The organism is Pseudomonas sp. SCB32, assembly GCF_009189165.1.
Lineage (GTDB): Bacteria > Pseudomonadota > Gammaproteobacteria > Pseudomonadales > Pseudomonadaceae > Pseudomonas.
Map to the genome: position 1 here is coordinate 5,730,315 of NZ_CP045118.1, position 24,452 is coordinate 5,754,766.

The following is a 24,452-nucleotide window of genomic DNA, read 5'->3' on the forward strand; positions in this document are numbered from 1 at the left end:
GCGTTGCCTCCTGCACGGTGGTCGCGCCGATTGCTTGGAACCCACCAGCCACGGGCAGTTCCCCGGACCAAAGCGCCGCTGCGGCCTTCAGCCGCGTCCCAGCTCGCCGTTGAGCGAGGCCTGGACGATCTCGACCCAGTAGCCATCGGGGTCGGCGATGAACGCGACGTTCTTCATGCCACGCGCAAGTGGCTTGACGAACGGCACGCCCAGCGCCTCGAAGCGCTCACAGGCGGCCTGGATATCCGGCACCGAAAAGCAGATGTGGCCGAAGCCGCGGGGCTCGCCATTGCCGTTGTGGTACTGGCTGTCGTCGGATTCGGTGCCCCAGTTGTGGGTCAGCTCCAGCACCGACTCACGGCCGAAGGTGTAGCGCTGGCGCTCGCCGGGGTCGTCCGGAACCGCCTGACCTTGGGTGTGGGCGAGGAAGTACAGGGAGAAGCGGCCTTCCTCGAAGTCCAGCCGACGCAACAGGCGCATGCCCAGCACGCGGGTATAGAAGTCCAGCGACGGCGCAGGATTCTTCACCCGCAACATGGTGTGGTTGAACACGTAGTCCTGGGTGACGGCTTCGGGTTCGGCGCAGACGCCCGGCTGCAGTTCGGTGGTGAAGGTCATGGCGGATCCTCGAAAAACGGACCGGCAGTGTAGTGGCGCGCGGGAATGGCGGGGTAACAGCGGGGTATTACGGCGGCAGGTACGGAGAAGCCCGGCGCACGCCGGGCTCCCCTTCCCTCTCAGGCGATCAGAAGTCCAGGCTCAACGCCAGGTTTACCCCTTGCTGCAGGTCGTCGCTGCTGTGGTGCGCGCTATAGCCGCCGCGCAGGGACAGCTCCGGCGTCAACTTCTGCGAGAAGCCCAGCGACAGGCGCTCCATGTGGCTCTGCGGGGTGTAGCCCTGCAAGGTGAAGCCGTTGGCCGGCAGGCTGGTGAAGTTCATCCCGATGTTCTGGGTGTCGTCGGCGTACTCACGCTCCACCGCCACCTCGCCGAACAGCTGGGTCTCGGCGGACAGGTCGAGCTTGCCCTGCAAGCCAGCGCCGAGGCGACGGGAGTAGCGATCCTGCTCGTCGAAGGCCAGCGACGTGGAGTGGCCGCCATTTTCGTCGTAGCTGTCCACCTTCACCCGCGCCCAGTCGGCGCTGACGAAGGGCGACAGGTGCCAGTTCTCGCCACCCTGGGCGATGTCGTAGCCGAGGCGGCCGCTCAAGGCCAGCAGGCTACCCTTGGTGTCGCCCTTTTCCTCAAGGGTGCGGTCGACGAGGGTGAACTTGCGGTTGGCCTCGTCGTAGTCGAGGTAGCCGCCGGTCACCGCGGCATCGGCCCACCAGCGGTTCTGCTGGAACTGCGCGAAGAGGCTGCCCAGGTAGCTGTTGAGCTTGTAGTCGGAGTCTTCGGCGCCGGCCTCCAGCTTCTGCCGGTAGAAGCCGGCAGCAGCGCCGACACGCCAGGCGTCGTCGAGGCGGTAGCTGCCGCCCAGGGTCAGGTTGTAGCCGAAGCCATCGCCGCTGGCGGCACTGTCCTGGTCGTCGTAGTCCAGGTGCTGGCCGCCGCCGCTGATGAAGCCACGCCACTGGCCCGTGCCCTGCCAGTTTCCCCAGTCCGCCAGCCATTGGCTGTGCAGCGTGTCCTGGAAGCCGTTATAGGTACCCAGCGCCATCTCCGGCAGCAAGGTCGCTTCCCACGGCGCGGCAAGCACCGAATAGGCGTAGTCGGCGATCAGGCGCTGGCCGGCGATGGTCGGGTGCACGCCATCGTTGAAGATCAGCTTGGTCGGGTCGGGGGTTGCGCTGTGGCGACCGTAGAGCGGGTTTTCCGGGCAGTTGTTGCCGCTGAAGCAGGTACCCACCAGGTTGGTGCCGGTGGCCAGGCCGTAGGCGCCCGGGTCGGCGAGGACCTCCTTGAGCAACCCCGGGATGTTCAGCGGGATGACGTTGGCGTTGGACGCGGCCAGCTGGTTGACCAGCTCCTCGTTGAAGATGCCCGACAGCTGGGTGCCGAAGGACTGCAACGGGGTACCGTTGGTGGCCGGGGCCAGGCCGAGGTCGGGCAGCAGCCAGACCATGATGTAGCGCGCGCCGGCGTTATGCAGCGCGTCCACGCTGTCCACCAGGCGCCCCGCCGCCGCGCGCGCGGTCGGATCGTTGGTGATGCGCAGCTGGAGGAAATCGTTGCCGCCACCGGTGAGGTAGTAGAGCGCGTTCGGATCCGCCATGCGCCCCACCAGGTAGCCATCGCGGGTCCGGGTGTCGCCCCCGGCGCTGACCACCGAGCCCCCCGGCGCGGTGATCGAGTCGTAGATCTGGTCGGTACGGTAGCCGCCCACCGCCCAGTCGTTGCCGTCCTGGGTGCCGGCGACCAGCGAGGTCGATGGGTTGAGGTCGGCGGCGGCAATGCCCAGCTTGCCGCCAAGGATCATTGGCGCGGTCGGACCGAAGGCTTCGCCGTGACCGTCCAGATAGGTCGGGCCGGTGCGGTTGGTGAAGCGCGTAGCGCCGCCGGCCGGACCACCAGCGTCGGGGAACTGGCCCGAATCGCTGAGGCTGTCGCCGAACACCACCATGGTCGAATAAGGGGAAGGGGCTGCCGAGGCCTGCGAGGCAATCGCCAATACGCAGGCCGCCGCCAACGGGGTGAGCGCCTGTCTGATCATCCTGCTACTCCGTGCTTGTTTTTATTGGGCGGACAGAACGCCCTCACATTAGCAGAGTTTCCCCAGGCAGCGCCTCTATCTCGCGGCTATCTCCGTGAACCTTGCTCAGTTCTGTGGGCGACTGCTACGCAGCAGGCTCAGCGCCATCAGCCCGAGCAGGCCGACACCGGCCAGCAGCACGGCCCACAGGCCGTAGCGCTTCCAGCGACCATCCGCCTTGGGCTCCACGCCCGGCGCCACGGCAACCTGGGTCTGCAGGCTGCCCTTCAGATGCGCCTCGCCCATCGCGGACAAGCGCTTGGCATCGAAGCCCGGCACCAGGGTGGAGAGCGGCAGGCCGCCATCGGTGGCCGACGCGCTGCCGACGGCCAACTGATAGGGCTCGCCACCGCGCGCCAGGAAGACCACTTCGGTGGCGCGCACGCCAATGCTCAGGCTCGCCGTCGAACCGCCCAGGCCGCCGCCTCGGGCATCCAGCTGCAGGCGCAGCTGGCTGACCGCAGAGCCGGGAAGCTCCAGTTCTTCCTGGGTGATCTCGCCGCCCTCGCCGGGTAAGCGATAGAGCACGCCGCGCGCCAGCGGGGTCCACTGCACGTTGCCGTCGTGACGGCCGGAGAGCGCCACCGGCGCCAGGGTATTGGCCTGCTCCAGCAGAATCCGCACACGCTCCACCGGCAGCGCCAGCGGCAGGCTCCAGCTGAAGTCGCCATTGGCATCGGCCTTGGCCGCCAGCGGCGCGGACCACAGCATGGGGATCGGTCCGGCGCTGCTGCGACTGCCGCTCAGGATGGCGCCGCTCAGCTGCGCGGCCTGCTCCGGCGACTCCCACCACAGACGCAGGTAGCGTGCCGTTTCACCAGGCAGGGCGATGGCGCTCTGCTCGATGCGCTGGCCGTTGAAATCCAGCCGCGCCAGCTGTCCCTCGCCAAAGGAGCGCCAGTGCTCGAGATCGTCGCTGGCCTCGATGCGCAGACGCTGGAAGCCGTCGGACTCGGCCTTCCAATCCAGCTGCAGACGATCCAGCGGCAAGTCACCGCTGCCGGTTTCCAGCAACCAGCCGCGCAGCACCTGCTGCGCGTCCTGGGTCGGCGCGCTCGGGGTGATCTCCAGAATGGTGCCCGTGGTGCTGCGCACCACCTTTACGCTGTCGGCGGCGGCTCGGCCGCTTTGCCCACGCAACGGGAAGATCCGCGCCTGCACCTCACTGCCCACACGGCTCTCACTGGCCGTGCCGGTACGCAGGCTGTAAGGCAGTGCCTCACCCTCGGCATTGAAGATGCGCACATCGCGCAGATCCCCATGGCGCGCCGCGAACAGCACGTCGATCGGCAATTGCAGGCGGTACCAGGGGCCCTTGCCGGCGACTTCCAGCGGCACCCGGTTGGCGAAGTCCGTCGGGACCGGCGCAGCGCTGGCGGCGGTAGCAACGAGCAGACATGCGCCGGCGATCAGGCAAAACGTATTCAGCTTCATGCAGAGGGTTGCTCCTGTTGCGGCTGCTCCTGTGAAGGAGGCGGCGGCCGGCGCGGCGGCAGCGGCGCGAAGTAGCCGACGATCAGCATCAGCACGCCGACGCCGATGAAGGAAATGATGCGTTCCAGGCTGCCGCCACTGGCGCGGTCGACGAGGAACAGCTTGATCACCACGACCACCAGCAGCACCGCGCCAACCAGCCAGAAGTCGCGGCGGCCACGCAGGTGTCCGGCGATCATCAGGCCCAGCGCGATCAGCGCCCAGACGATGGACAGCCCGGCCTGCACCAGCATGGACTGACTCAGGAAGTCGAACTCGAACGGCACGCCGCCCCAGTGATGTGCGGTACGGCAGACCGTCATGGTCAACAGGGCGAACAGCGAAGCACCCAGCACGGCCTGCACCGGCAGGCGCAGGGTGGAGTCGGCGAACCCGAGTTGCGGCAGCCCCAGGCGCGTCCACTGGAACACCGCCGCCAGCACGATCAGCATGCCCAGCTCCAGCGGGTTGAGCAGCGGCAGATAAGGCAGCGGCTCCGCCGAACCATCGCTGAACAGGTTGACCAACCAGAACCAGCCCAGCAGCACCACGGCCACCGGCACGGCGGCGATGGCGCGGTACTCGCGCTCGAACGCCGCTACCGGCCATGGCAGACGTGGGAAGCCGCCCATCAAGATCAGGTAGCAGCTCGGCACCAGCGCCCAGCCCAGCCAGCGCCAGGCGTTGTAGTGCTCGGCAAGGGCGAAGAACAGGTAGCGCAGCTCCAGCGCCGCCACCCCGAGGATCAGCCAGCAGCCCAACACATGGGCCACCTGGGCAGCCTTGCGTGGCAGCCAGGCATCGAGCCGGCGCAGTGCGAAGAAATGCACCGCGAACACCGCCAGCCAGCCAAGCCAGCCAAGCTGCGCGAGCGGGTGATATTCCAGGTTCCAGGCGCTGGCCAGCGCCACCACGGCCAGTGGCGATAGCGCCAGGCACAGCAGTGCCAGCGCGCGCCATTGCTCGCGCCGCGCCAGCAACGACCAGAGCGCCACGCTGACGGCGGCGACCAGCAGCGCCACATGCTCGCGCATCTCGGCGGGCACGAAGCGGGCGATCTCCCACAGCGCGGTCAGCGCCCACCAACCGGCGCCCCAGATCAGCAGCAACTGCGACAGTTGCTCCAGGCCCAGCCCACCCAACGCCAGATCACGTTCGTGCTCGCTGGCCCGATGCAGGCGCCAGGCGCCGACCAGCGCCGCCAGCGCCAGCACCGCGGGGGTCCAGAAGCCCATGTGCGCCAGCGGCTTCAGCCCCTCGCTGGGCAGGTCGCCGAACAGCGCCGGGCCGCCGATCAGGAACGCGCCCGCGCCAATCATCTGCAGCACCAGGCCAAAGACGAAGGCGGCGCGCTGCTGCAGTTGCAGACTCAGCCAGAGGATCAGCAGGCCGCTGCCAGCCCAGACGGCGGCCGCTGTGCGCCAAGGCAGCACGAACAACACGGCGAGGTTGATGAACGCCAGGCCCAGCAGCAGGACGACGCTCAGGCCGAGCATCAGCCGGCGGTCGTCGCGCACCAGGGAGTCGCGGGCGGCGATCAGCATGCCGGCGATCAGCGCCAGGCCGATCAGCGAGGCGGTCACCAGCCCACGCCAGCCGGAGCCGAGCACACCGCTCCCCGCCTCGGCACCGCGCAGGTGCAGGAGGAAGACCGCGCCACCGAGCAGCTGCACGGCGAAGGCGCAGGCCAGGAAGGTCCGCGAACGCAGGCGCAGGCCGGCGAACAGGGTGGCCAATCCGGCAACCGCCCAGACCATCGCAGTACCGTCGGCCCCCAGGCACAACGGCGCGATCAAGTAAAGGAAGCCCAGGCCGAAGGTCGCCAGTATGGGGCGAACGTTCGGCTCCCAGCTGCGCAACGTCAGCGGATCGGCCTTGCGCAGGTTCCAGAAGCTGAACAGCAGCGCCACGCCGAGCATCAAGGCGCCCAGCGGCGCCCCCTCGAGCAGGTGCAGCGACAGCGGATCAGAACGCAGGTCGGCGAGGAAGGCCAGCGCTGCACCGATCTGCAGCAGCAGGGCGAAAATGCGTGCCAGCGGCCGCTGTTGACGCAGGCCGAGCCAGAAGATGCCGGCGCCCTCCACTGCCCAGGCGGCGGAGGTCCAGCGTGCATCCAGGCCCAGCGGGATCGCCAGGGTGCCGAACACCACGCCCAGCGCCAGGCAGGTTTCCACCAGCAGCAAGGCGCGGCCGGCTGTGCGGCCGGCCAAGAGGCGCGCGAGGACCATGTAGAACAGGCCCAGCGCCAGGGCGCTGAACGCCGCGCCGAATTCCAGGTGCTGGATGACGCCGTATTGCAGGCCGAAGCCCACCAGCGGCGTGCCGAACAGCACGGTGCCGTCGACATAGTTGGCCTGCCGCGCCGACCAGCGCAGCAACGCCTCGCGGGAGTCGTCCTGCGGGCCGCCGGTTGCCTCATGCAGCCGGCGACGGGCGAACAGCAGACCGATGGCGACGTAGGTGAGGAAGAACAGGATCAGGAACGGCTCGGTGGTGGCGAACAACTCCGGCTTGTAGGCGCGCAGGCCCCAGGCCAGGCCGATACCGAAGGTGCCGAAGAAACCGATCAGGTTGAGCATCCGCCAGGCCTTGAACCAGGCGATGGCGAAGATGCCGGCGTTGAGCAGGGCGAAATAGCTGAACAGCGCAACGTGGTTGCCGCCGCCGGTGGACGCCAGGATCGGCGCGGCGAAACCGCCCAGCGCGGCGGCCGCGGCGAGCCCCAGGGCGTCCTGCAGAATCGCCAGGATCGCCGAGAACAGGGTCACCGCCACCAGGAGCATGAAGCCGGCCTGCGGGTCGATCAGTACCTCGCCGTGGTTCATCGCCGGGTACAGCTTGATGCCGGCGAACACCGTCAGGTACAGCACGGCGATGCCGGTACCCTGCAGGACCAGTGCATAGGCCGGGCGCCGCTGGCGCAGCCACCAGCCCAGCCCAAGCAGCGCCAGCGCGGCCGCGGCGGTGCCAATGTAGGGCCCTTGCGGCGGCATGGTCATGCCTTCGGTGGCGTAGCGCAGCAGGAAGGCCAGGCCGAGGAACAGCAGCACCACGCCGACGCGCAGCACGGTATTGCCACCCAGCAGCCAGTCGCGGGCGGCGCCGAAGGCACGGTCGAACAGCGAAGGTGCCGGCGGCTCGGGCGGCAGCGGTGGCGCGGCGGGAGCGGTCTGGGGCTGGGAAGCCTCGGCGCGCACCTGGGATTCGGTCACGGAAGGCTGGGGAGTTTCCAGCGGCTCAAGGGCCAGCTCGGACCACTCGATGCCAGGCTCGACGGGGGCCGCAGTGGCAGCAGCCGGTGCGGGCGACGGTTCGGCAACCGGCAGCTCGATGTCCCACTCCAGATCCGGCGCGGCAGAGTCAGCAACCGCTGGCGCCGCTTCGGGCGCCGGCTCAACCGGGGCCGCGGGCCTGTCGGGAGCGACATACTCGACGCTGGAGGGCGGCGCCTGCTCCGCACCGCGCTCGACTTTCTGCAACCGCTCGTACAGCGCCTGCGTGCCCTGCTCGAAGCGATCGGCGAATGCAGACAACTCCCGGCTCATCGCCGCATTGCGCCGCTGCAACGTCTGCAGTGCGATCGCCTGCCCCAGCGCGAGGCCGACTACCGCGCCCAACACCGCCCCAGTGATCGACTCGCCCGCAGCGGCGCCGATGACCAGGCCGACCAGCATGAAAATCCATTGCATGCTTTCCAATCCTTGATGCTTTGTACGAATCCATCCCGACCCGGGCGCCAGCACCCGGGAAGCTGAGTATATCGGCCGAACCCTCCGGCCCGCTCCCTACACTTTCACAGCCATGAACAATCAGACGTCACGACACTGCCATTGCGCCACGCGGAAACGAAAAAGCCGGGCATAAGCCCGGCTTTTTCTCACTGCTGGTCGAATCAGACCTTGCTGCGCTCGTAGCGCTTGCGGTCGTTCTCGTCGAGCAGCTTCTTGCGCAGACGGATGGACTTCGGAGTCACTTCCACCAGCTCGTCATCGGCGATGAATTCCAGCGCCTGCTCCAGGGTGAAGCGGATCGGCGGAACCAGGGCGATGACTTCGTCCTTGCCCGAAGCGCGCATGTTGTCGAGCTTCTTGCCTTTGGTGGGGTTGATCACCAGGTCGTTGTCGCGGCTGTTGATGCCGGCCAGCTGGCCTTCGTAGATCTCGTCGCCTGGGCCGAGGAACAGCTTGCCGCGGCTTTGCAGGGTCTCCAGCGAGTAGGTCAGCGCGGTGCCGGTGGCCATGGAGACCAGTACACCGTTCTGACGGTTGGTCACTTCGCCGGCCTTGATCGGGCCGTAGTGGCTGAAGGTCGAGGTCAGGATGCCGGTGCCCGAGGTCAGGGTCAGGAAGTTGTTACGGAAGCCGATCAGGCCACGCGCCGGGATGGTGTATTCCAGGCGCACGCGGCCCTTGCCGTCGGGGATCATGTTGGTCAGATCGCCCTTGCGCAGGCCCATCTGCTCCATCACCGAGCCCTGGTGCTGCTCTTCGATGTCGATGGTGACGTTCTCGTAGGGCTCCTGCTTCTCGCCGTCCTTCTCGATGATCACCACTTCCGGGCGGCCGACGGCCAGCTCGAAGCCTTCACGGCGCATGGTTTCGATCAGAACCGACAGGTGCAGTTCGCCACGGCCGGAGACCTTGAACTTCTCCGGGGAATCGCCTTGCTCGACGCGCAGGGCCACGTTGTGCAGCAGTTCCTTGTCCAGACGGTCCTTGATGTTGCGGCTGGTGACGAACTTGCCTTCTTTACCGGCGAACGGCGAGTCGTTGACCTGGAAGGTCATGCTCACGGTCGGCTGGTCAACGGTCAGCGGCGGGCGCGCTTCGACGTTCTGCGGGTCGCACAGGGTGTCGGAGATGTACAGCTCGTCCATGCCCGAGACGCAGACGATGTCGCCGGCTTCGGCTTCAGCGACTTCGACGCGCTGCAGGCCCGAGTGACCCATGATCTTCAGGATGCGGCCGTTGCGCTTGGAGCCGTCGTCGCTGATGGCCACGACCGGGGTGTTGGTCTTGACCTTGCCGCGGGCGATACGGCCGATGCCGATCACGCCGAGGAAGCTGTTGTAGTCCAGCTGGGAGATCTGCATCTGGAACGGACCGTCGACGTCGACTTTCGGCGCCGGAACGTGGTCGATGATCGCCTGGAACAGCGCGTCCATGTTGTCGTCCATCTTCTCGTGGTCCATGCCGGCAATGCCGTTCAGGGCACTGGCGTAGACGATCGGGAAGTCCAGCTGCTCGTCGGTGGCGCCGAGGTTGTCGAACAGATCGAAGATCTGGTCGATAACCCAGTCAGGACGCGCGCCCGGACGGTCGATCTTGTTCACCACCACGATCGGACGCAGGCCGGCCTTGAAGGCCTTCTGGGTCACGAAGCGGGTTTGCGGCATGGGGCCGTCCTGGGCGTCGACCACCAGCAGTACGGAGTCGACCATCGACATCACGCGCTCAACCTCACCGCCGAAGTCGGCGTGGCCGGGGGTGTCGACGATGTTGATGCTGTAGTCGTTCCACTTCAGGGCGGTGTTCTTCGCCAGAATGGTGATGCCACGCTCTTTTTCCTGGTCGTTGGAGTCCATCACGCGCTCGTTTTCCGCTTCTTTGCGGTCGAGGGTGCCGGACAGGCGCAGGAGCTTGTCTACAAGGGTGGTCTTGCCATGGTCGACGTGGGCGATGATGGCGATATTGCGCAGTTTTTCGATCACAGTGTCAGTCTCGATAGTGAATCTTCGGCTGCCGTTTTCGGCAGCGGGGGCCGGGCCGTGGCGCGGCGGTGCAAAAGGTCAGGGCGTGAGCCTACGCACCGAATGTGTCGGGAGGTCGGTGGCGGATGCTGCCGCCAAACAGTCCGGGCTGGCGGCGTTGGTCCGCGCCTTTATTGCGGACGGTAAACACGCACATTGGTGTGCCCTTCGTTGACCAGGTGGTGGGCGTGCAAGCGACTCATCACGCCCTTGTCGCAGTACAGGAGGTACTGGCGGTTGGGGTCCAGCTCCTTGAACTTGCTGTTGATCGCGTAGAACGGCATGGGCAGGACTTCGATACCTTCCAGCGCCAGCGGTTCATCTTCCTGGGCATCCGGGTGACGGATGTCGACCACGATCTGGCCGGGCAGCACTTCGTCGACCATTTCCACCGGCAGGTCCTTGCCCAGCTCGTCGATCACCCGATCGACGGTCATCTGGGTGGAACGCTCCAGGGCGCGGTCGAGCACGGCCATGTCGAACTTGGTTTCTTCGTGGTCGACGCGATACGGCTTGGCCTGGGTGGTCGGGTTCACCGAGATCACGCCGCAGTATTCTGGCATGTGCTTGGCGAACTCGGCGGTGCCGATCTGGGTCGCGGTGTCGATGATGTCCTGCTTGTGGCTGACGATCAGCGGGCGCAGGACCAGGGTGTCGGTCACCCGGTCGATCACCGAGAGGTTCGGCAGGGTCTGGCTGGAGACCTGGGAAATCGCCTCGCCGGTCACCAGCGCGTTCAGCTCCAGGCGCTCGGCCACACGGCTGGCGGCGCGCAGCATCATGCGCTTCAAGGTCACGCCCATGTAGCTGTCGTCGACCTTGGTGAGAATCTCGCCGACCACTTCCTCGAAGGGCACGCTGACGAACAGCACGCGCTGGGAACGACCGTACTTCTCCCACAGGTAGTGCGCCACTTCCATCACGCCCAGCTCATGGGCACGGCCACCGAGGTTGAAGAACACGAAGTGGCTGATCATGCCGCGGCGCATCATCTGGTAGGCCGCCACGGTGGAGTCGAAGCCACCGGACATCAGCACCAGCACCTGCTCCAGCGCGCCCAGCGGATAACCGCCAAGGCCTTCATGCTGGGCGTGGATGACGTACAGGCGGTCGTAGCGGATTTCCACCCGCACCTGCACTTCCGGGTTCTTCAGCGACACGCCCGCTGCGCCGCAGTGCTGGCGCAGGCCGCCGCCGACGTAGCGCTCCACGTCGATGGAAGTGAACGGGTGCTTGCCGGCGCGCTTGCAGCGCATGGAAAAGATCTTGCCCGGCAGCTTGTCGGCGAAGTGCAGCTTGCACTTCTCCAGGATGTCGTCGAAGTCGCCCAGCGGGTACTCGTGCACTTCCAGGAAGTGGCCGATGCCCGGGGTGCAGGTCAGGCGCTCGATCATCTCGCGCAGGACCTTGGGGTCGGTGACCTTGGTCTCGACGTCCAGGTTGTCCCACTCGCCTTCCACCCGCAGCTCGGGATCGAGGTCGCGGAGCACCGTGCGAATGTTCTTCGCCAGCTGGCGGATGAAGCGCTTGCGCACCGGCCGGCTCTTGATGGTGATTTCCTGGAAGACCTTGACGATGAGTTTCATGCGGACCGGGCGATTGCCATGGGACTGAAAAAAAGGGGCAAGATTATATCCGAAATTGCTCAAGACTTGAGCAGAATTCGGAGACTTTCTTTTAGGCGCACCAAAATGGACTTATGCACCACGACCGAGCACTAAAACGGTGCACAATTACCCCGCAATTCCTGGTTACGCTCGCCCAGGCCCCGTAAATCAGCGGCTCTGCACGATTGCGGGCACTGGCACGCAACTTGCTCTCTTGTGAGGCAGGTTGCCCTGGCGGACTATCCGGCCGGCATCACCCGATACTGGGGCACGAAAAAGCTCCCAGCTCTAATCCCTCCTGGAGGACAGCATGTCGTACAAGTCGCAACAACTGATCAAAGATCATGACGTGAAGTGGGTAGACCTGCGCTTCACCGACACCAAAGGCAAGCAGCATCACGTCACCATGCCGGCCCGCGACGCGCTGGACGATGACTTCTTCGAAGCTGGCAAGATGTTCGACGGTTCCTCCATCGCCGGTTGGAAAGGCATCGAAGCCTCCGACATGATCCTGCTGCCGGACGACAGCACCGCCGTGCTCGACCCGTTCACCGAAGAGCCGACCCTGATCATCGTTTGCGACATCATCGAGCCGAGCACCATGCAGGGCTACGAGCGCGACCCGCGCAACATCGCCAAGCGCGCCGAGGAATACCTGAAGTCCACCGGTATCGGTGACACCGTATTCGTAGGCCCGGAGCCGGAGTTCTTCATCTTCGACGAAGTGAAGTTCAAGTCCGACACCTCCGGCTCGATGTTCAAGATCTTCTCCGAGCAGGCTTCCTGGAACACCGACGCCGACATCGAGAGCGGCAACAAGGGCCACCGTCCGGGCCTGAAGGGCGGCTACTTCCCGGTTCCGCCGGTCGACCACGACCACGAAATCCGTACCGCCATGTGTAACGCCATGGAAGAGATGGGCCTGGTCATCGAGGTTCACCACCACGAAGTGGCCACCGCCGGCCAGAACGAGATCGGTGTGAAGTTCAACACCCTCGTTGCCAAGGCTGACGAAGTGCAGACCCTGAAGTACTGCATCCACAACGTCGCCGATGCCTACGGCAAGACCGTGACCTTCATGCCGAAGCCGCTGTACGGCGACAACGGCTCGGGCATGCACGTTCACATGTCGATCTCCAAAGACGGCAAGAACACCTTCTCCGGCGAAGGCTATGCCGGCCTGTCCGATACCGCCCTGTACTTCATCGGCGGCATCATCAAGCACGGCAAGGCCCTGAACGGCTTCACCAACCCGGCCACCAACTCCTACAAGCGTCTGGTTCCGGGCTTCGAAGCCCCGGTGATGCTGGCCTACTCGGCCCGCAACCGTTCCGCCTCGATCCGTATCCCGTACGTATCCAGCCCGAAAGCCCGCCGCATCGAAGCGCGCTTCCCGGACCCGGCTGCCAACCCCTACCTGTGCTTCGCAGCACTGCTGATGGCCGGTCTGGACGGCATCCAGAACAAGATTCACCCCGGCGATGCCGCCGACAAGAACCTGTACGACCTGCCGCCGGAAGAGGCGAAGGAAATCCCGCAGGTTTGCGGCAGCCTGAAAGAAGCGCTGGAAGAACTCGACAAGGGCCGCGCGTTCCTGACCAAGGGCGGCGTGTTCACCGACGAGTTCATCGATGCCTACATCGAGATCAAGAGCGAAGAAGAAATCAAGGTGCGCACCTTCGTGCACCCGCTGGAATACGACCTGTACTACAGCGTCTGATCCACGAATACCTATAAATAGCGTCAGCATTAAGGCCTCCTTCGGGAGGCCTTTTTTATTGCCGCGCCGCGCACCGCCTCTGTAGGAGCGAGCTTGCTCGCGAACCGCCCAGCACAGGTGCCGCCGGGGAATCTGTTCGCGAGCAAGCTCGCTCCTACGAAAAGCACCGCTGTGGCAGATTGTCGAGGCTCGCCGGCCTCAGTGCAGCGTGTAGCGAATCCCCAGTTGGCCCTCTCGGATGCTGCGGCCATAGCGCGCCGGCAGGTGCGCACTGAGCGTCTTCTGCTGGACCACACCTTCGTAGCTGCAGATTTCCCGTTGCTCGGCATCCTTGTGGTGCAGCACCCAGGTCACGCAGGTGCCATCGGCGGCGTCGATGGGCAGGTTGAAGTAGGTCGCCCCTTCCGCCGCACCAACGTGGGACGCCGCAGGCACGATGCCGCCGGGGAACGGGCGCGCTTCGAGGAAGCCGAACTGCGAGTCGTGCTGCATCAGGCTTTGGCGGGCGTACGGCCAGACCCAGGAGCGCAGGAAATACTGGTCGGCGAAGTGCTCGCAGGCCACCGGTTGAGCGAGGAAGTTATCCATCAGCGGGCGCATCGACGGCAGCGCGCCGGCACAGACGCCCCAGAGCCCGGCGAGAATCAGTTCAGTGTGAGTTGCGTAGTCACGCATTAAGTGGAAGCGTTCGCCGCCGTCGATCCACTCCTGCACGGCCTCGGCCTCACGCTGGCTGATCACCGAATCGGCGTCACGGAAGATCACCCGGTGCACGTCGGGCAGGTCGTAGGCAAGGAAGCGCCACATGGGGCCGGGAGCCTTGAGCAGCAGCGGGTCGGTGACTTCGATGACTCGTCCGCCATTGTGCAAGCGTTCGAGGACATGCGCCGGGACGCTGCCGTCGACGAAGAACACGCACTGCCAGTGGGGATAGATGGCCGGCTGTTCCAGCACGTTGAGTACCGCCGTTTCGCAGTACTTGGGGTTGGCGCCGAACAGCGAGAAGGCGATCAGGTTGTTCTCCCGCGTCTGTGCCGAAGGTGCTGGCGGCAGCGGCGCAGCGAGCACCGGATGGGCCAACACGGGTGCGCCGCCGAAACGTTCATCACGGGTATTCAGCGCGGCCAGGCCCCAGCGACGCGCTTCCTCGAGGTTCTGCTTGATGCCCCAGGCGTGCGCCAGGGCATCGTAGATCGCCAGGCCGTTGCCCTTGGCCTTCAGCGCCCGCTGCGCGTACTGGATGGTCTCATCCCACTGCTCGAGCTTGATGCTGTAGACCGCCGCATCCATCCACAGCACCGCGTGCTGCGGCGCCATGCGCAGGGCCTGCTGCGCGCATTGCAGCGCCGTGAGGTAGTCACCGCGTGCGCTGGCCGCGCTGGCCTTGTCGCCCAGCGCGGTCAACGCCACGTTGATCTGCTTCAGGTTGGCACCGCCAGTCTGGCGGGGAATCCTCGGTTTCATGATCGGCAGCACCTCGCGCAGTCACGGAATACCGGCACCGCGAACGACGCGCCGGCTCGGGCGCCGGCCGATATTCAGAGGAGGTCTGCTGGGTAGCGAAGCTGCCCGGGCGTCGTCCGGCGATTGGCGGGCACTCTAATTGGCCGACCGTAACGCCCCCATCAGAAAGAACTGATCAGCTCTACAGGGATAACTGAAGGCTACCCACCCGGGATGCCGCGCCCCGCAAGCGTCATTACTCCCGCTACAGCCCATCCGAAGACTGCCGATCCTCGTCGCGCGGACCGGACGACCGCGAAAGCTGCACGTTCAGGCGTGGCATCGACAGCTCCAGACCCGCCTTGTCCAGCCTCTGCCGCAGGCGAAGGTTGAAGGCACGCTGAACTTCCCACTGGCGGATCGGCGCGGTTTTCAGGCGGAAGCGCAGGATCGCCTGGCCGTTGTCGAAGCTCTCCACCCCCTGCATCTCCAGGGCCGACCACATGGCGCGGCTGATATTGCGGTCGCCGCGCAGGTCGCGGGTGACGTCATGGACCAGCGCCACCGCATCGTCGATCGGCATGCTGGCGGGCACCGGCCAGCGGAACATCGCGTAGCCGAACTCCCGCGAGTAGTTCTTGATGCTCTTGATCTCGCTGAACGGAATGGTGTGCACCACGCCGTCCAGGTCGCGCAGGCGCACGGTGCGGATGGTCAGGCCCTCGACGGTGCCGAGGTGGCCGCCGACATCCACGTAGTCATCGATGGACAGGGAGTCCTCGATGATGATGAACAGGCCGGTGATCAGGTCCGCCACCAGCGACTGCGCGCCGAAACCGATTGCCAGGCCGATGACGCCCGCACCCGCCAGCAGCGGGGTGACGTTCATGCCCATGTTGGCCAGGGCGACGATCAGCGCGATCACCGCGATGGTCACGAAGAGCACGTTGCGGATCAGCGGCAGCATGGTCAGCGCGCGGGTGTTGCTGCGGTTCTTGCCGCCCAGGCCAAGGCTGTGCTGGACCGCCGTGTCGGCAAGAATCCACACCAGCCAGGCCACCAGCAGGGTGGTACCGAAGCTGATCAGCTTGATGCTGATGGCCGAGCCGTCGCCCTCGGTGAAGCGGATCAGCGACATCCCCCAGACTCGCAGGCCGATCTCCAGGAACACCAGCAGATTGCCGATGTGCAGCAGGGTGTAGGCAAAGTTCTGCAGCTGTTCGACATAGGGCGCGCTGCGGCGGCTGCCGTGGCGCGAGGAGCGCAGGTGGGCACGGCGGATCAGGCCGTTGACGGTCATCGCCACCACCGCCACCAGCGCACACAGCAACGCGCGACGCAGGGCATAGGTGCTGTCGCCGGCGGTGACCACGGTGGCGAACAGGGAAATCCCCACCAGCACCAGCACCGGCAGGAACCACAGCGAGCCCACCAGTTCGACCAGGTCATGCAGGCCGCGACGCTTGATGCGGCGCTCCAGCGGCTGGTTGCGGATCAGGTGCGCGATCGGCCGGCGGAACTGCAGGACGAACAGCGCGGTGCACAGCGCCGCGAAGATATTCGCCAGCGAGCCGACGCAGAGGGAGGTGCTCTGGCCAAGGCTTTCGACCACACGTGGGTCGTGCATCACCTCGCCCAGCGACGCCAGGCTGCCGATCAGCCACAACGGGCGGAAGGCGCGACGCCGCAGGATATCCAGGGCCCGCATGCGGTGCGGCCCGCTGAGCAGCGAGAGGGAGATCACGCACAACGCGGAAAACAGCGTTCCGCACACCAGCACGTAGGCCATCACCATCGCCAGCAGCTTGCCCAGGGAACTGGGCAACACCACCGACAGGTAGAGGGTGATCAGGAAGGCCACCAGCCACGGGCCGAGCTTGCGCAAGGCAAACAGCAGCAGGTCGCGGGTCTTGGGATGTTGCGGCAGCTCGTTGGCCAGGCCGAAGCGCTCCTGCATGCGCTTCGCCACCCAGCGCAGCCCCAGGGCCACGCAGGCCCAGAGCAGGGTTACCAGGAAGAAATCGAAGAGCATCCCCGACCATTCCTGCCAGGATGGGATACGGGTCTCCAGCTCGTCGCGAGCCTGGGCGAACAGCGAGCTCCAGCGCAGCACCGGGCTGTTGGCGCCTTCGAACTGCTTCTCCAGGCTGCCCAGGGTATCGCCGATCAGGCCGAGCACACCGCCCTGCTCGTCCGCGCTCTTCTTGCTCGCATCGCGCAGCTGCTTGAGCTTCTTCAGCAAATCGGCCCGCTGCTGGTCGTTCTCCAGTGTCTTGATGACCTGGTCCAGCGACTGCTGCAATTGCGCGTCACTGACCTGGTCGCCGCCACCCGTCACACTCGCCAGGGGCCCCGGCAGCGCCGCCTGCGCGGAGCCTGCGAGCAGGCCTAAGCTCAGACAGCACAGCAGCAGGCACTGACGGAAGCAGGAACGGAGCAGGTCGGTCACGGGTACACCCCAGAAGCAGTGAAAGGAACGCTCGCCGGCATCATACAGAGGACTCGGACCGGCAATGGACTACGGCGCCGTCTGAAAGGTCCGTCGGCGAGCGGCAGCGCACACTGTGAGCTGCCATGCTGAATCACAATAGGCAACTTGCCAGCCGTCGTCGGCAATGCAAGGCTTGGCATGACTATCCGGAGATCGCCCATGCGCCTGATCCTCACCGCCCTGCTGCTCGCCACCGCGCTGCCAGCCAGTGCGCAGATCTACAAGTACACCGATGCCAACGGCAATACGGTGTTCACCAACCAGCCGCCGGGCAACGTCGGCGCGCAGCCGGTACAGTTGCCCCCGACCAATACCGTCGCCCCGCAGCCACCGGCAAACACCGACAACGGCAGCAACTCCGGCAACACTGAAGCACAGAACGCCTACTCCATCCTGGCGCTGAGCAATCTGCCCAACGACGAAGCCTTGCGCGTCAACAACGGCACCTTCGTCGTCGAGGTCGTGGTCCAGCCTCAACTGGCCATGGAGCACCAGCTGCAACTGTTGCTCGACGGCCAGCCCTACGGTGCCCCGACCCACTCCACCAGCATCACCATGGAGAACATCGACCGTGGCGATCACACCCTCGCTGTCGAAGTGTTGCAAGGCGGCCAGGTAATCCAGACCAGCGCGCCGGCCAACTTCACCCTGCAGCGCATCAGCACCAACAGCCCGCAACGGCCCCAGGTATCACCCAGGACGGGCGGCTGAGCATGCGTCTCCTGGTGACTCTCGTGTTGTCGGCCCTGCTGTCGGCGCTGGCCTGTCTGTCAGCCAGCGCCGAGGTCTACACCTACATCGACAAGGACGGCAATCGCGTCTTCACCGACCAGCCCGTGCGCGGCAACGCGCAAAAGCTGCAGCTCGCGCCGCCCAATGCCATGCCCAACCAGCCCGGCGTGCGCATGCCGCCGCCGCTGTACGCGCCCACCACGCCAGCCTTGCCGCCGGGGCCGCCGGCCTACCAGCTGCTGCGCATCCTCGTGCCGGAGCCCGACACCACCATCCGCGCCAATGATGGCACGCTGATCGTTTCCGCCACCAGCGACCCCGCCCTGCTGCCAGGACACCTCTACCGCCTGCTGCTCGATGGCAAGCCGGTGGGCCAGCCCGGTCGCAGCCCGGTGTTCCCGCTGTACAACGTCGATCGCGGTATGCACCAGCTGTCGGTAGAGATCATCGACACCCTGGGCCGTACCATCGAACAGACCCCCAACCAGCCCTTCCACATGTTCCGCATCTCGGTGGCCGAATCGGCCACGCTGGACACCTCCCGCCCGCTCAGCGCCGTCAGCCACTGACGGCCGCGTACGACTCCGCACAAACGCACCATCTCGGTGCATTGGCCTGCACCACTTTCTATACTCTCCCCATTTCAGGTCACTCCCGCCGGCCAGATCGACCGTCTGCGCGGCGCAAACCAGCGCCAGGCGCCGAAATACGCGACCTTTCAGGGTCTGGTTTGTTTCTTGCATTTTCCCGCACAGTCTTGGGACATCTCTTACGCCATGCCTACAGAAACCCAGCTCCGCCTGTTGCTCGACAACCTCACCACGGCGGTGATCCTGCTCAATGGCGAGCTGCGCCTGGAGTACATGAACCCGGCGGCGGAAATGCTCCTGGCCGTCAGCGGGCAACGCAGCCATGGCCAATTCATCAGCGAGCTGTTCACCGAATCGCCCGAAGCGCTGCACTCGCTGCGCCAGGCGGTGGAAGAGGCGCACCCCTTCACCAAGCGCGAAGCGACCCTGACCTCGCTGACCGGCCAGACCATCACCGTGGACTACGCGGTGACGCCGATCCTCAACCGCCGCGAAACCCTGTTGCTGCTGGAAGTCCACCCGCGCGACCGGCTGATGCGGATCACCAAGGAAGAGGCGCAGCTGTCCAAGCAGGAGACCACCAAGCTGCTGGTGCGCGGCCTGGCCCATGAGATCAAGAACCCGCTGGGCGGCATTCGCGGCGCGGCGCAATTGCTGTCCCGCGAACTGCCGGAAGAGTCGCTCAAGGACTACACCAACGTCATCATCGAAGAGGCCGACCGCCTGCGGAACCTGGTCGACCGCATGCTCGGCTCGAACAAGCTGCCGCAACTCTCGGTCACCAACGTCCACGAAGTGCTGGAGCGCGTCTGCAGCCTGGTGGAAGCCGAGACCCAGGGCAGCATCCCGCTGGTACGCGACTACGACCCGAGCATCCCCGACCTGCTGCTCGACCGCGAGCAGATGATCCAGGCTGTGCTCAACATCGTGCGCAACGCCATGCAGGCGATCGCCTCGCAGAACGAGCTGAAGCTCGGCCGCATCACCCTGCGCACCCGCACCCTGCGCCAGTTCACCATCGGCCACACCCGCCATCGCCTGGTGTGCAAGGTGGAGATCATCGACAGCGGCCCGGGCATCCCGGCTGAACTGCAGGACACCATCTTCTATCCCATGGTCAGTGGCCGCGCCGACGGCACCGGCCTGGGCCTTGCCATCACCCAGAACATCATCAGCCAGCACCAGGGCTTGATCGAATGCGAGAGCCACCCCGGCCACACCGTGTTCAGTCTGTTCCTGCCCCTGGAACAAGGAGTGCATTGACCATGAGCCGATCTGAGACCGTCTGGATCGTCGACGACGACCGCTCCATCCGCTGGGTACTGGAGAAAGCCCTGCAACAGGAAGGCATGACGACGGTCAGCTTCGACAGCGCCGACAGCGTGATGAGCCGCCTCGGCCGGCAGCAACCGGACGTGATCATTTCCGATATCCGCATGCCCGGCGCCAGCGGCCTGGACCTGCTGGCGCAGATCCGCGAGCTGCACCCGCGCCTGCCGGTGATCATCATGACCGCGCATTCGGATCTGGACAGCGCGGTGGCCTCCTACCAGGGCGGCGCCTTCGAATACCTGCCCAAGCCATTCGATGTCGACGAGGCCGTCTCCCTGGTCAAGCGCGCCAACCAGCACGCCCAGGAGCAACAGGGCCTGGAAGCACCAGCCAACCAGACGCGCACCCCGGAAATCATCGGCGAAGCACCGGCGATGCAGGAGGTGTTCCGCGCCATCGGCCGCCTCTCCCACTCCAACATCACCGTACTGATCAACGGCGAGTCGGGCACCGGCAAGGAACTGGTCGCCCACGCCCTGCATCGCCACAGCCCGCGCGCGACCTCGCCATTCATCGCGCTGAACATGGCCGCGATTCCGAAAGACCTGATGGAATCCGAGCTGTTCGGCCACGAGAAAGGCGCCTTCACCGGCGCAGCCAACCAGCGGCGCGGGCGCTTCGAGCAGGCCGATGGCGGCACCCTGTTCCTCGACGAGATCGGCGACATGCCGGCCGACACCCAGACCCGCCTGCTGCGCGTGCTGGCGGACGGCGAGTTCTACCGGGTCGGCGGCCACACCCCGGTGAAGGTGGACGTGCGGATCATCGCCGCCACCCACCAGAACCTGGAAAACCTGGTGCGCGAAGGCAAGTTCCGCGAAGACCTGTTCCACCGCCTGAACGTCATCCGCATCCACATCCCGCGTCTGGCCGACCGCCGCGAGGACATTCCCGCGCTGGTCCGGCACTTCCTCGCCCGCGCCGCCCAGGAACTGGCGGTGGAGCCCAAGCTGCTCAAGCCGGAAACCGAGGACTACCTGAAGCACCTCGGCTGGCCGGGCAACGTGCGCCAGTTGGAGAACACCTGCCGCTGGATCACCGTGATGGCCTCCGGCCGCGAGGTGCACATCGACGACCTGCCGCCGGAGCTGCTGACCCAGCCGCAGGACAACCTGCCCGCCGCGAACTGGGAACAGGCCCTGCGCCACTGGGCCGACCAGGCACTGGGGCGTGGCCAGTCGAACCTGCTCGACACCGCCGTGCCGGCCTTCGAGCGGATCATGATCGAGACGGCCCTGAAGCACACCGCCGGCCGCCGCCGCGATGCCGCCGTGCTGCTGGGCTGGGGCCGCAATACGCTGACCCGCAAGATCAAGGAGCTGGACATGAAGATCGACAGCCCGGACGACGAGAGTGACGACTGACCCGCTGCAACGACAAAGGGGCCGGAAGGCCCCTTTTTCATGACCGGTCGCGAATCATCGGGAGCACGGTGCCGGCTCTGGCCAATCGCGGATGGAGTCCGCTCCTACGCTCCGGGCAATCCCTGTAGGAGCGGGCCATGCCCGCGATCAGCACCCCTCGCGCGCCGTCACAAGCCAGCAACATCTATCCCCAAAACCTGTGGATAACACTGTGCACGGAACGGGGAAGGAACGTGCCACAGCCCAGAGCACGCGCGGTCTGCGGGATTGCGCGGTTTCTGTGCAGGAAATTCGCGCTTTCCCACAAGCACTGTGCGCCTAGCTGTGGATAAGCTTGGGGCAAGCCGCTGCACTCCACGCCTGGCGCGGCTTTGCGCGGATCGCTCAAAAAACGCTCAGTCCATGGCAAAGCCGTGCTGACGCCAGGCTTCGTAGACGGTCACCGCCACGGTATTGGACAGGTTCAGGCTGCGGCAGCCCGGGCGCATCGGCAGGCGCACCCGCTGCTCGGGCGGCAGCGCCTCGCGTACCTCTTCCGGCAGGCCACGGCTTTCCGGGCCGAACAGGAACGCGTCACCACGCTCGTAAGCCACCTCGTGGAACGGCTGCGAGCCTTTGGTGGTGAAAGCAAACAGGCGCGGTTGGCCGAGCTGTTCCAAGCACTCTTCCAGGCTCGCATAGCGACGCACACTGGCGTACTCGTGATAATCCAGGCCGGCGCGGCGCAGGCGCTTGTCGTCCAGCTCGAAGCCCAGCGGCTCGATCAGATGCAGGCTGCAGCCCGCATTGGCGCACAGCCTGATAATGTTGCCGGTGTTTGGAGGAATTTCCGGTTGAAAAAGGATCACGTGGAACATGCAGCGCTCCGAGCCTGAGAACGGCGGGCATTCTACCCCCGCGCAGGCGCAAATGCGGCCCAGGCCATTGCTTAAGGTTTGGGCTTCGCTGTGCGTGCTGGGCCTGCTGGTAGGTCTGATGATCGGACGTCTGGTGAATCCACCGCACGAAGGGCCCGCGCAGATACTCGCCGTAGAGCCGGCGGCGGATGGCCTGGTGCTCACGCTGGATGCTCAGCCCGTCGTACGTGCCGGCCATCTGGACGGCGCCCTGGTACTGCAGATCGACGCCAGCGCCAAGGCGCAACAGGGCCAGCTGCGGATCGGTGACGTGCCGCTGCGCTGGAACCTGGAGCCGCAAGAGCAAGCTGTGCTGCTGACGCTGCTATCCACCCGCAGACTGCAAGGCGACTGGGACAGCACCGAGGTGAAGGGCCAGTGGCGCCTGAACGTCAGGGCGCGGCCCGAATAAAAGCGGGGTTTTCCCGGCCTGCCTGGTCCGGGGCCCCGAAGCGGGGAGCAGGCCATCCACAGAACGGCCGCTGGCATAAAAGGGGGGCTTACCCGGCCTGCCTGTACCAGGACCCCCAAACCGGTTGCGAGGCCGCTGCGTCGAACGGTGCACTCGCGAGGTGTAAAAGAGGGGTTCCCCAGCCTGCCTGTACCGAGGCCCCTGAAATCGCTGTTGCCAGGGGTATTGCAGAGGGCGTGCCAAGGTTGCTCGCAAAGCGTTTCGGCCCTCTTCCCGCGCACGCTAGAAATGGCTGGAAACCGCGAGCCCATTGGCTCACAGGGATATCCACAATCTTCCGAGGCACTGCGCGACCGCGTCTGCATTGGGGACTCCACGGCGGCCTGCAGCGCCCGCCCCTGCGCCCTGCCAGTGCGCACGCACCAAACTTGGACGCCCTCCCCCTGTAGGAGCGAGCTTGCTCGCGAACCGCTTTTCGAGGTGACGACAGTGCCACGGCTGTTCGCGGGCAAGGACTAGGCGTCCCCCTCGGTCCTACGAAGAGCACCACCTCTTACCCACAGCATTCCTGAGCAACTGCAGGAACAGTCTGTGGATAAGCGTGCGGAATCGAGGCGGTACGTGGCTTGCGCGAAGCTGATCAAAATTCGACCAAGCACAAATCCCGGGCAAAGAAAAAGGCGCCCGAGGGCGCCTTTCTCATGCAGCAGCCAGGATCACTGGACCGCCGGGATCTCGCCGGAAGCCTGCATGCGGGCGATTTCCTGCGCGTACAGCGCATCGAAGTTCACCGGGGACAGCATCAGCGCCGGGAAGGAACCGCGGACAACCAGGCTGTCCAGGGTTTCGCGGGCGTACGGGAAGAGGATGTTCGGGCAGAACGCGCCGAGGGTGTGGCTCATGCTGGAAGCGTCCAGACCCTTGATCAGGAAGATACCGGCCTGCTGCACTTCAACGATGAAAGCGGTTTCCTCGTTGTTCTTCACGGTCACCGAAACGGTCAGGACCACTTCGTAGAAGTCGCCATCGAGCTGCTTCTGACGGGTGTTGAGGTCCATGGAAATGCTCGGCTGCCACTCCTGGCGGAAGATTTCCGGCGCCTTGGGCGCTTCGAAGGAGAGGTCGCGGATGTAGATGCGCTGCAGCGAGAACTGCGGATTGTTATCGTCTTGCTGGGCTGCGCCGTTGGCTTGTTCAGTCATTTCGAGACCTTCTTGTGCATCGTTTCAGGATTTTGGATCACGCCGAGAGCAGCGTATCCAGCTTGCCCGCGCGTTCCAGCGCGTAGAGATCGTCGCAGCCGCCGACGTGGGTCGCGTCGATCCAGATCTGCGGCACCGAGGTGCGACCCGCCTTGCTGGCCATTTCGGCGCGTACGCCGGGCTTGCCGTCCACCGAGATCTCCTCGTAGGCGACACCCTTGCGGTCCAGCAGGGCCTTGGCGCGGATGCAATAAGGGCACCATGCGCTGGTGTAGATCAAGATCGACGACATCTCACTTCACCAGGGGCAGGTTGTCGCCACGCCAGCTGCCGATGCCGCCGGACAGCTTGGCGGCGGTGAAACCGGCCTTCTGCAGCACACTGCACCAGGTGCCGGCGTGCTGGCCCATGCTGTCGACCACGATGATGGTCTTGGCCTTGTGTTTGTCCAGCTCGGACAGGCGTGCGTTCAGTTTGTCCGCCGGGATGTTCAGCGCATCGACGATGTGGCCGGCGGAGAACTCCTTGGTCGGGCGGATATCGAGGACCACGGCCTGCTCGGCGTTCACCAGAGCGGTCAACTCGCGGGTCGACAGAGCGCGGCCGCTCTTGCGCATTTCATGCAGGGCCAGCAGCACCAGCAGGATGACCAGGGCACCGACCAGCAGGTAGTGGTGGGTGGCGAATTCGATCAGACGAGGAAGAAACGAAGACATGCGCAGGACATCCAGACGTAAAAATGCCGGCCA

The 24,452-nt window shown here is 65.5% G+C and carries 18 protein-coding genes; 6 read left to right on the forward strand and 12 right to left on the reverse strand.

Annotated features, from left to right (window positions below; translation table 11 throughout):
- Positions 1–87: 87 nt before the first annotated feature.
- The 6 genes from gloA to thiI form a co-directional block, all read right to left on the reverse strand.
- Positions 88–618 (reverse strand): lactoylglutathione lyase, encoded by a 531-nt coding sequence (gene gloA / locus GA645_RS26160; RefSeq protein WP_152226901.1) that lies wholly within the window; start codon positions 616–618, stop codon positions 88–90.
- Between the two features lie 127 nt (positions 619–745).
- Positions 746–2,653: an esterase EstP gene (estP, locus tag GA645_RS26165; RefSeq protein ID WP_152226903.1), complete on the reverse strand. Its 1,908-nt coding sequence runs from the start codon at positions 2,651–2,653 to the stop codon at positions 746–748.
- Positions 2,654–2,758: 105 nt separating this feature from the next.
- Positions 2,759–4,126: a DUF3999 domain-containing protein gene (locus GA645_RS26170; RefSeq protein ID WP_152226905.1), complete on the reverse strand. Its 1,368-nt coding sequence runs from the start codon at positions 4,124–4,126 to the stop codon at positions 2,759–2,761.
- Positions 4,123–7,854: a DUF2339 domain-containing protein gene (locus GA645_RS26175; protein WP_152226906.1), complete on the reverse strand. Its 3,732-nt coding sequence runs from the start codon at positions 7,852–7,854 to the stop codon at positions 4,123–4,125. Before GA645_RS26175 ends, GA645_RS26170 begins: the two co-directional genes overlap by 4 nt.
- Positions 7,855–8,057: 203 nt before the next feature.
- A complete protein-coding gene (typA, locus tag GA645_RS26180; protein ID WP_152226908.1) occupies positions 8,058–9,875 on the reverse strand; it encodes a translational GTPase TypA in 1,818 nt (605 codons plus the stop codon).
- Between the two features lie 170 nt (positions 9,876–10,045).
- The gene (gene thiI / locus GA645_RS26185; protein WP_152226910.1) at positions 10,046–11,500 is read right to left on the reverse strand and encodes a tRNA uracil 4-sulfurtransferase ThiI; all 1,455 of its coding nucleotides are present in this window, start codon (positions 11,498–11,500) and stop codon (positions 10,046–10,048) included.
- Positions 11,501–11,831: 331 nt separating this feature from the next.
- Between thiI and glnA the strand changes: the two genes are divergently transcribed.
- A complete protein-coding gene (gene glnA / locus GA645_RS26195; protein ID WP_152226912.1) occupies positions 11,832–13,241 on the forward strand; it encodes a glutamate--ammonia ligase in 1,410 nt (469 codons plus the stop codon).
- A 198-nt stretch (positions 13,242–13,439) separates the two neighbouring features.
- Here the strand turns inward: glnA and GA645_RS26200 are convergent, their stop codons facing one another.
- Positions 13,440–14,705: a tetratricopeptide repeat protein gene (locus GA645_RS26200; protein WP_256676027.1), complete on the reverse strand. Its 1,266-nt coding sequence runs from the start codon at positions 14,703–14,705 to the stop codon at positions 13,440–13,442.
- Positions 14,706–14,949: 244 nt separating this feature from the next.
- A complete protein-coding gene (locus GA645_RS26205) occupies positions 14,950–17,133 on the reverse strand; it encodes a mechanosensitive ion channel domain-containing protein (RefSeq protein WP_152226914.1) in 2,184 nt (727 codons plus the stop codon).
- A 201-nt stretch (positions 17,134–17,334) separates the two neighbouring features.
- Between GA645_RS26205 and GA645_RS26210 the strand changes: the two genes are divergently transcribed.
- From GA645_RS26210 to ntrC, 4 genes are all read left to right on the forward strand, one after another.
- Positions 17,335–17,886: a DUF4124 domain-containing protein gene (locus tag GA645_RS26210; RefSeq protein WP_152226916.1), complete on the forward strand. Its 552-nt coding sequence runs from the start codon at positions 17,335–17,337 to the stop codon at positions 17,884–17,886.
- Positions 17,887–17,897: 11 nt separating this feature from the next.
- A complete protein-coding gene (locus tag GA645_RS26215) occupies positions 17,898–18,476 on the forward strand; it encodes a DUF4124 domain-containing protein (protein ID WP_256676214.1) in 579 nt (192 codons plus the stop codon).
- A 207-nt stretch (positions 18,477–18,683) separates the two neighbouring features.
- On the forward strand, positions 18,684–19,760 hold the full coding sequence (glnL, locus tag GA645_RS26220) for a nitrogen regulation protein NR(II) (protein ID WP_152226920.1): 1,077 nt from the start codon (positions 18,684–18,686) through the stop codon (positions 19,758–19,760).
- A gap of 2 nt (positions 19,761–19,762) precedes the next feature.
- Positions 19,763–21,193 carry a two-component system response regulator NtrC gene (gene ntrC, locus GA645_RS26225; protein WP_152226922.1) on the forward strand — a complete coding sequence of 477 codons (1,431 nt, stop codon included), beginning with the start codon at positions 19,763–19,765 and terminating at the stop codon, positions 21,191–21,193.
- A gap of 395 nt (positions 21,194–21,588) precedes the next feature.
- On the opposite strand, the gene trmL is transcribed toward ntrC, so the two are convergent.
- A complete protein-coding gene (gene trmL, locus GA645_RS26230; protein ID WP_152226924.1) occupies positions 21,589–22,050 on the reverse strand; it encodes a tRNA (uridine(34)/cytosine(34)/5-carboxymethylaminomethyluridine(34)-2'-O)-methyltransferase TrmL in 462 nt (153 codons plus the stop codon).
- Between the two features lie 118 nt (positions 22,051–22,168).
- Here trmL and GA645_RS26235 point away from each other — a divergent pair, with 118 nt between their 5' ends.
- A complete protein-coding gene (locus GA645_RS26235) occupies positions 22,169–22,501 on the forward strand; it encodes a hypothetical protein (protein ID WP_256676028.1) in 333 nt (110 codons plus the stop codon).
- A 716-nt stretch (positions 22,502–23,217) separates the two neighbouring features.
- Here the strand turns inward: GA645_RS26235 and secB are convergent.
- From secB to GA645_RS26250, 3 genes are read right to left on the reverse strand one after another with little or no spacing between them, the layout of a single operon-like run.
- A complete protein-coding gene (gene secB, locus GA645_RS26240) occupies positions 23,218–23,703 on the reverse strand; it encodes a protein-export chaperone SecB (RefSeq protein WP_152226928.1) in 486 nt (161 codons plus the stop codon).
- A gap of 37 nt (positions 23,704–23,740) precedes the next feature.
- A complete protein-coding gene (gene grxC / locus GA645_RS26245) occupies positions 23,741–23,995 on the reverse strand; it encodes a glutaredoxin 3 (RefSeq protein WP_152226930.1) in 255 nt (84 codons plus the stop codon).
- Position 23,996: 1 nt separating this feature from the next.
- Positions 23,997–24,419 carry a rhodanese-like domain-containing protein gene (locus tag GA645_RS26250; RefSeq protein WP_152226932.1) on the reverse strand — a complete coding sequence of 141 codons (423 nt, stop codon included), beginning with the start codon at positions 24,417–24,419 and terminating at the stop codon, positions 23,997–23,999.
- Positions 24,420–24,452 lie beyond the last annotated feature (33 nt).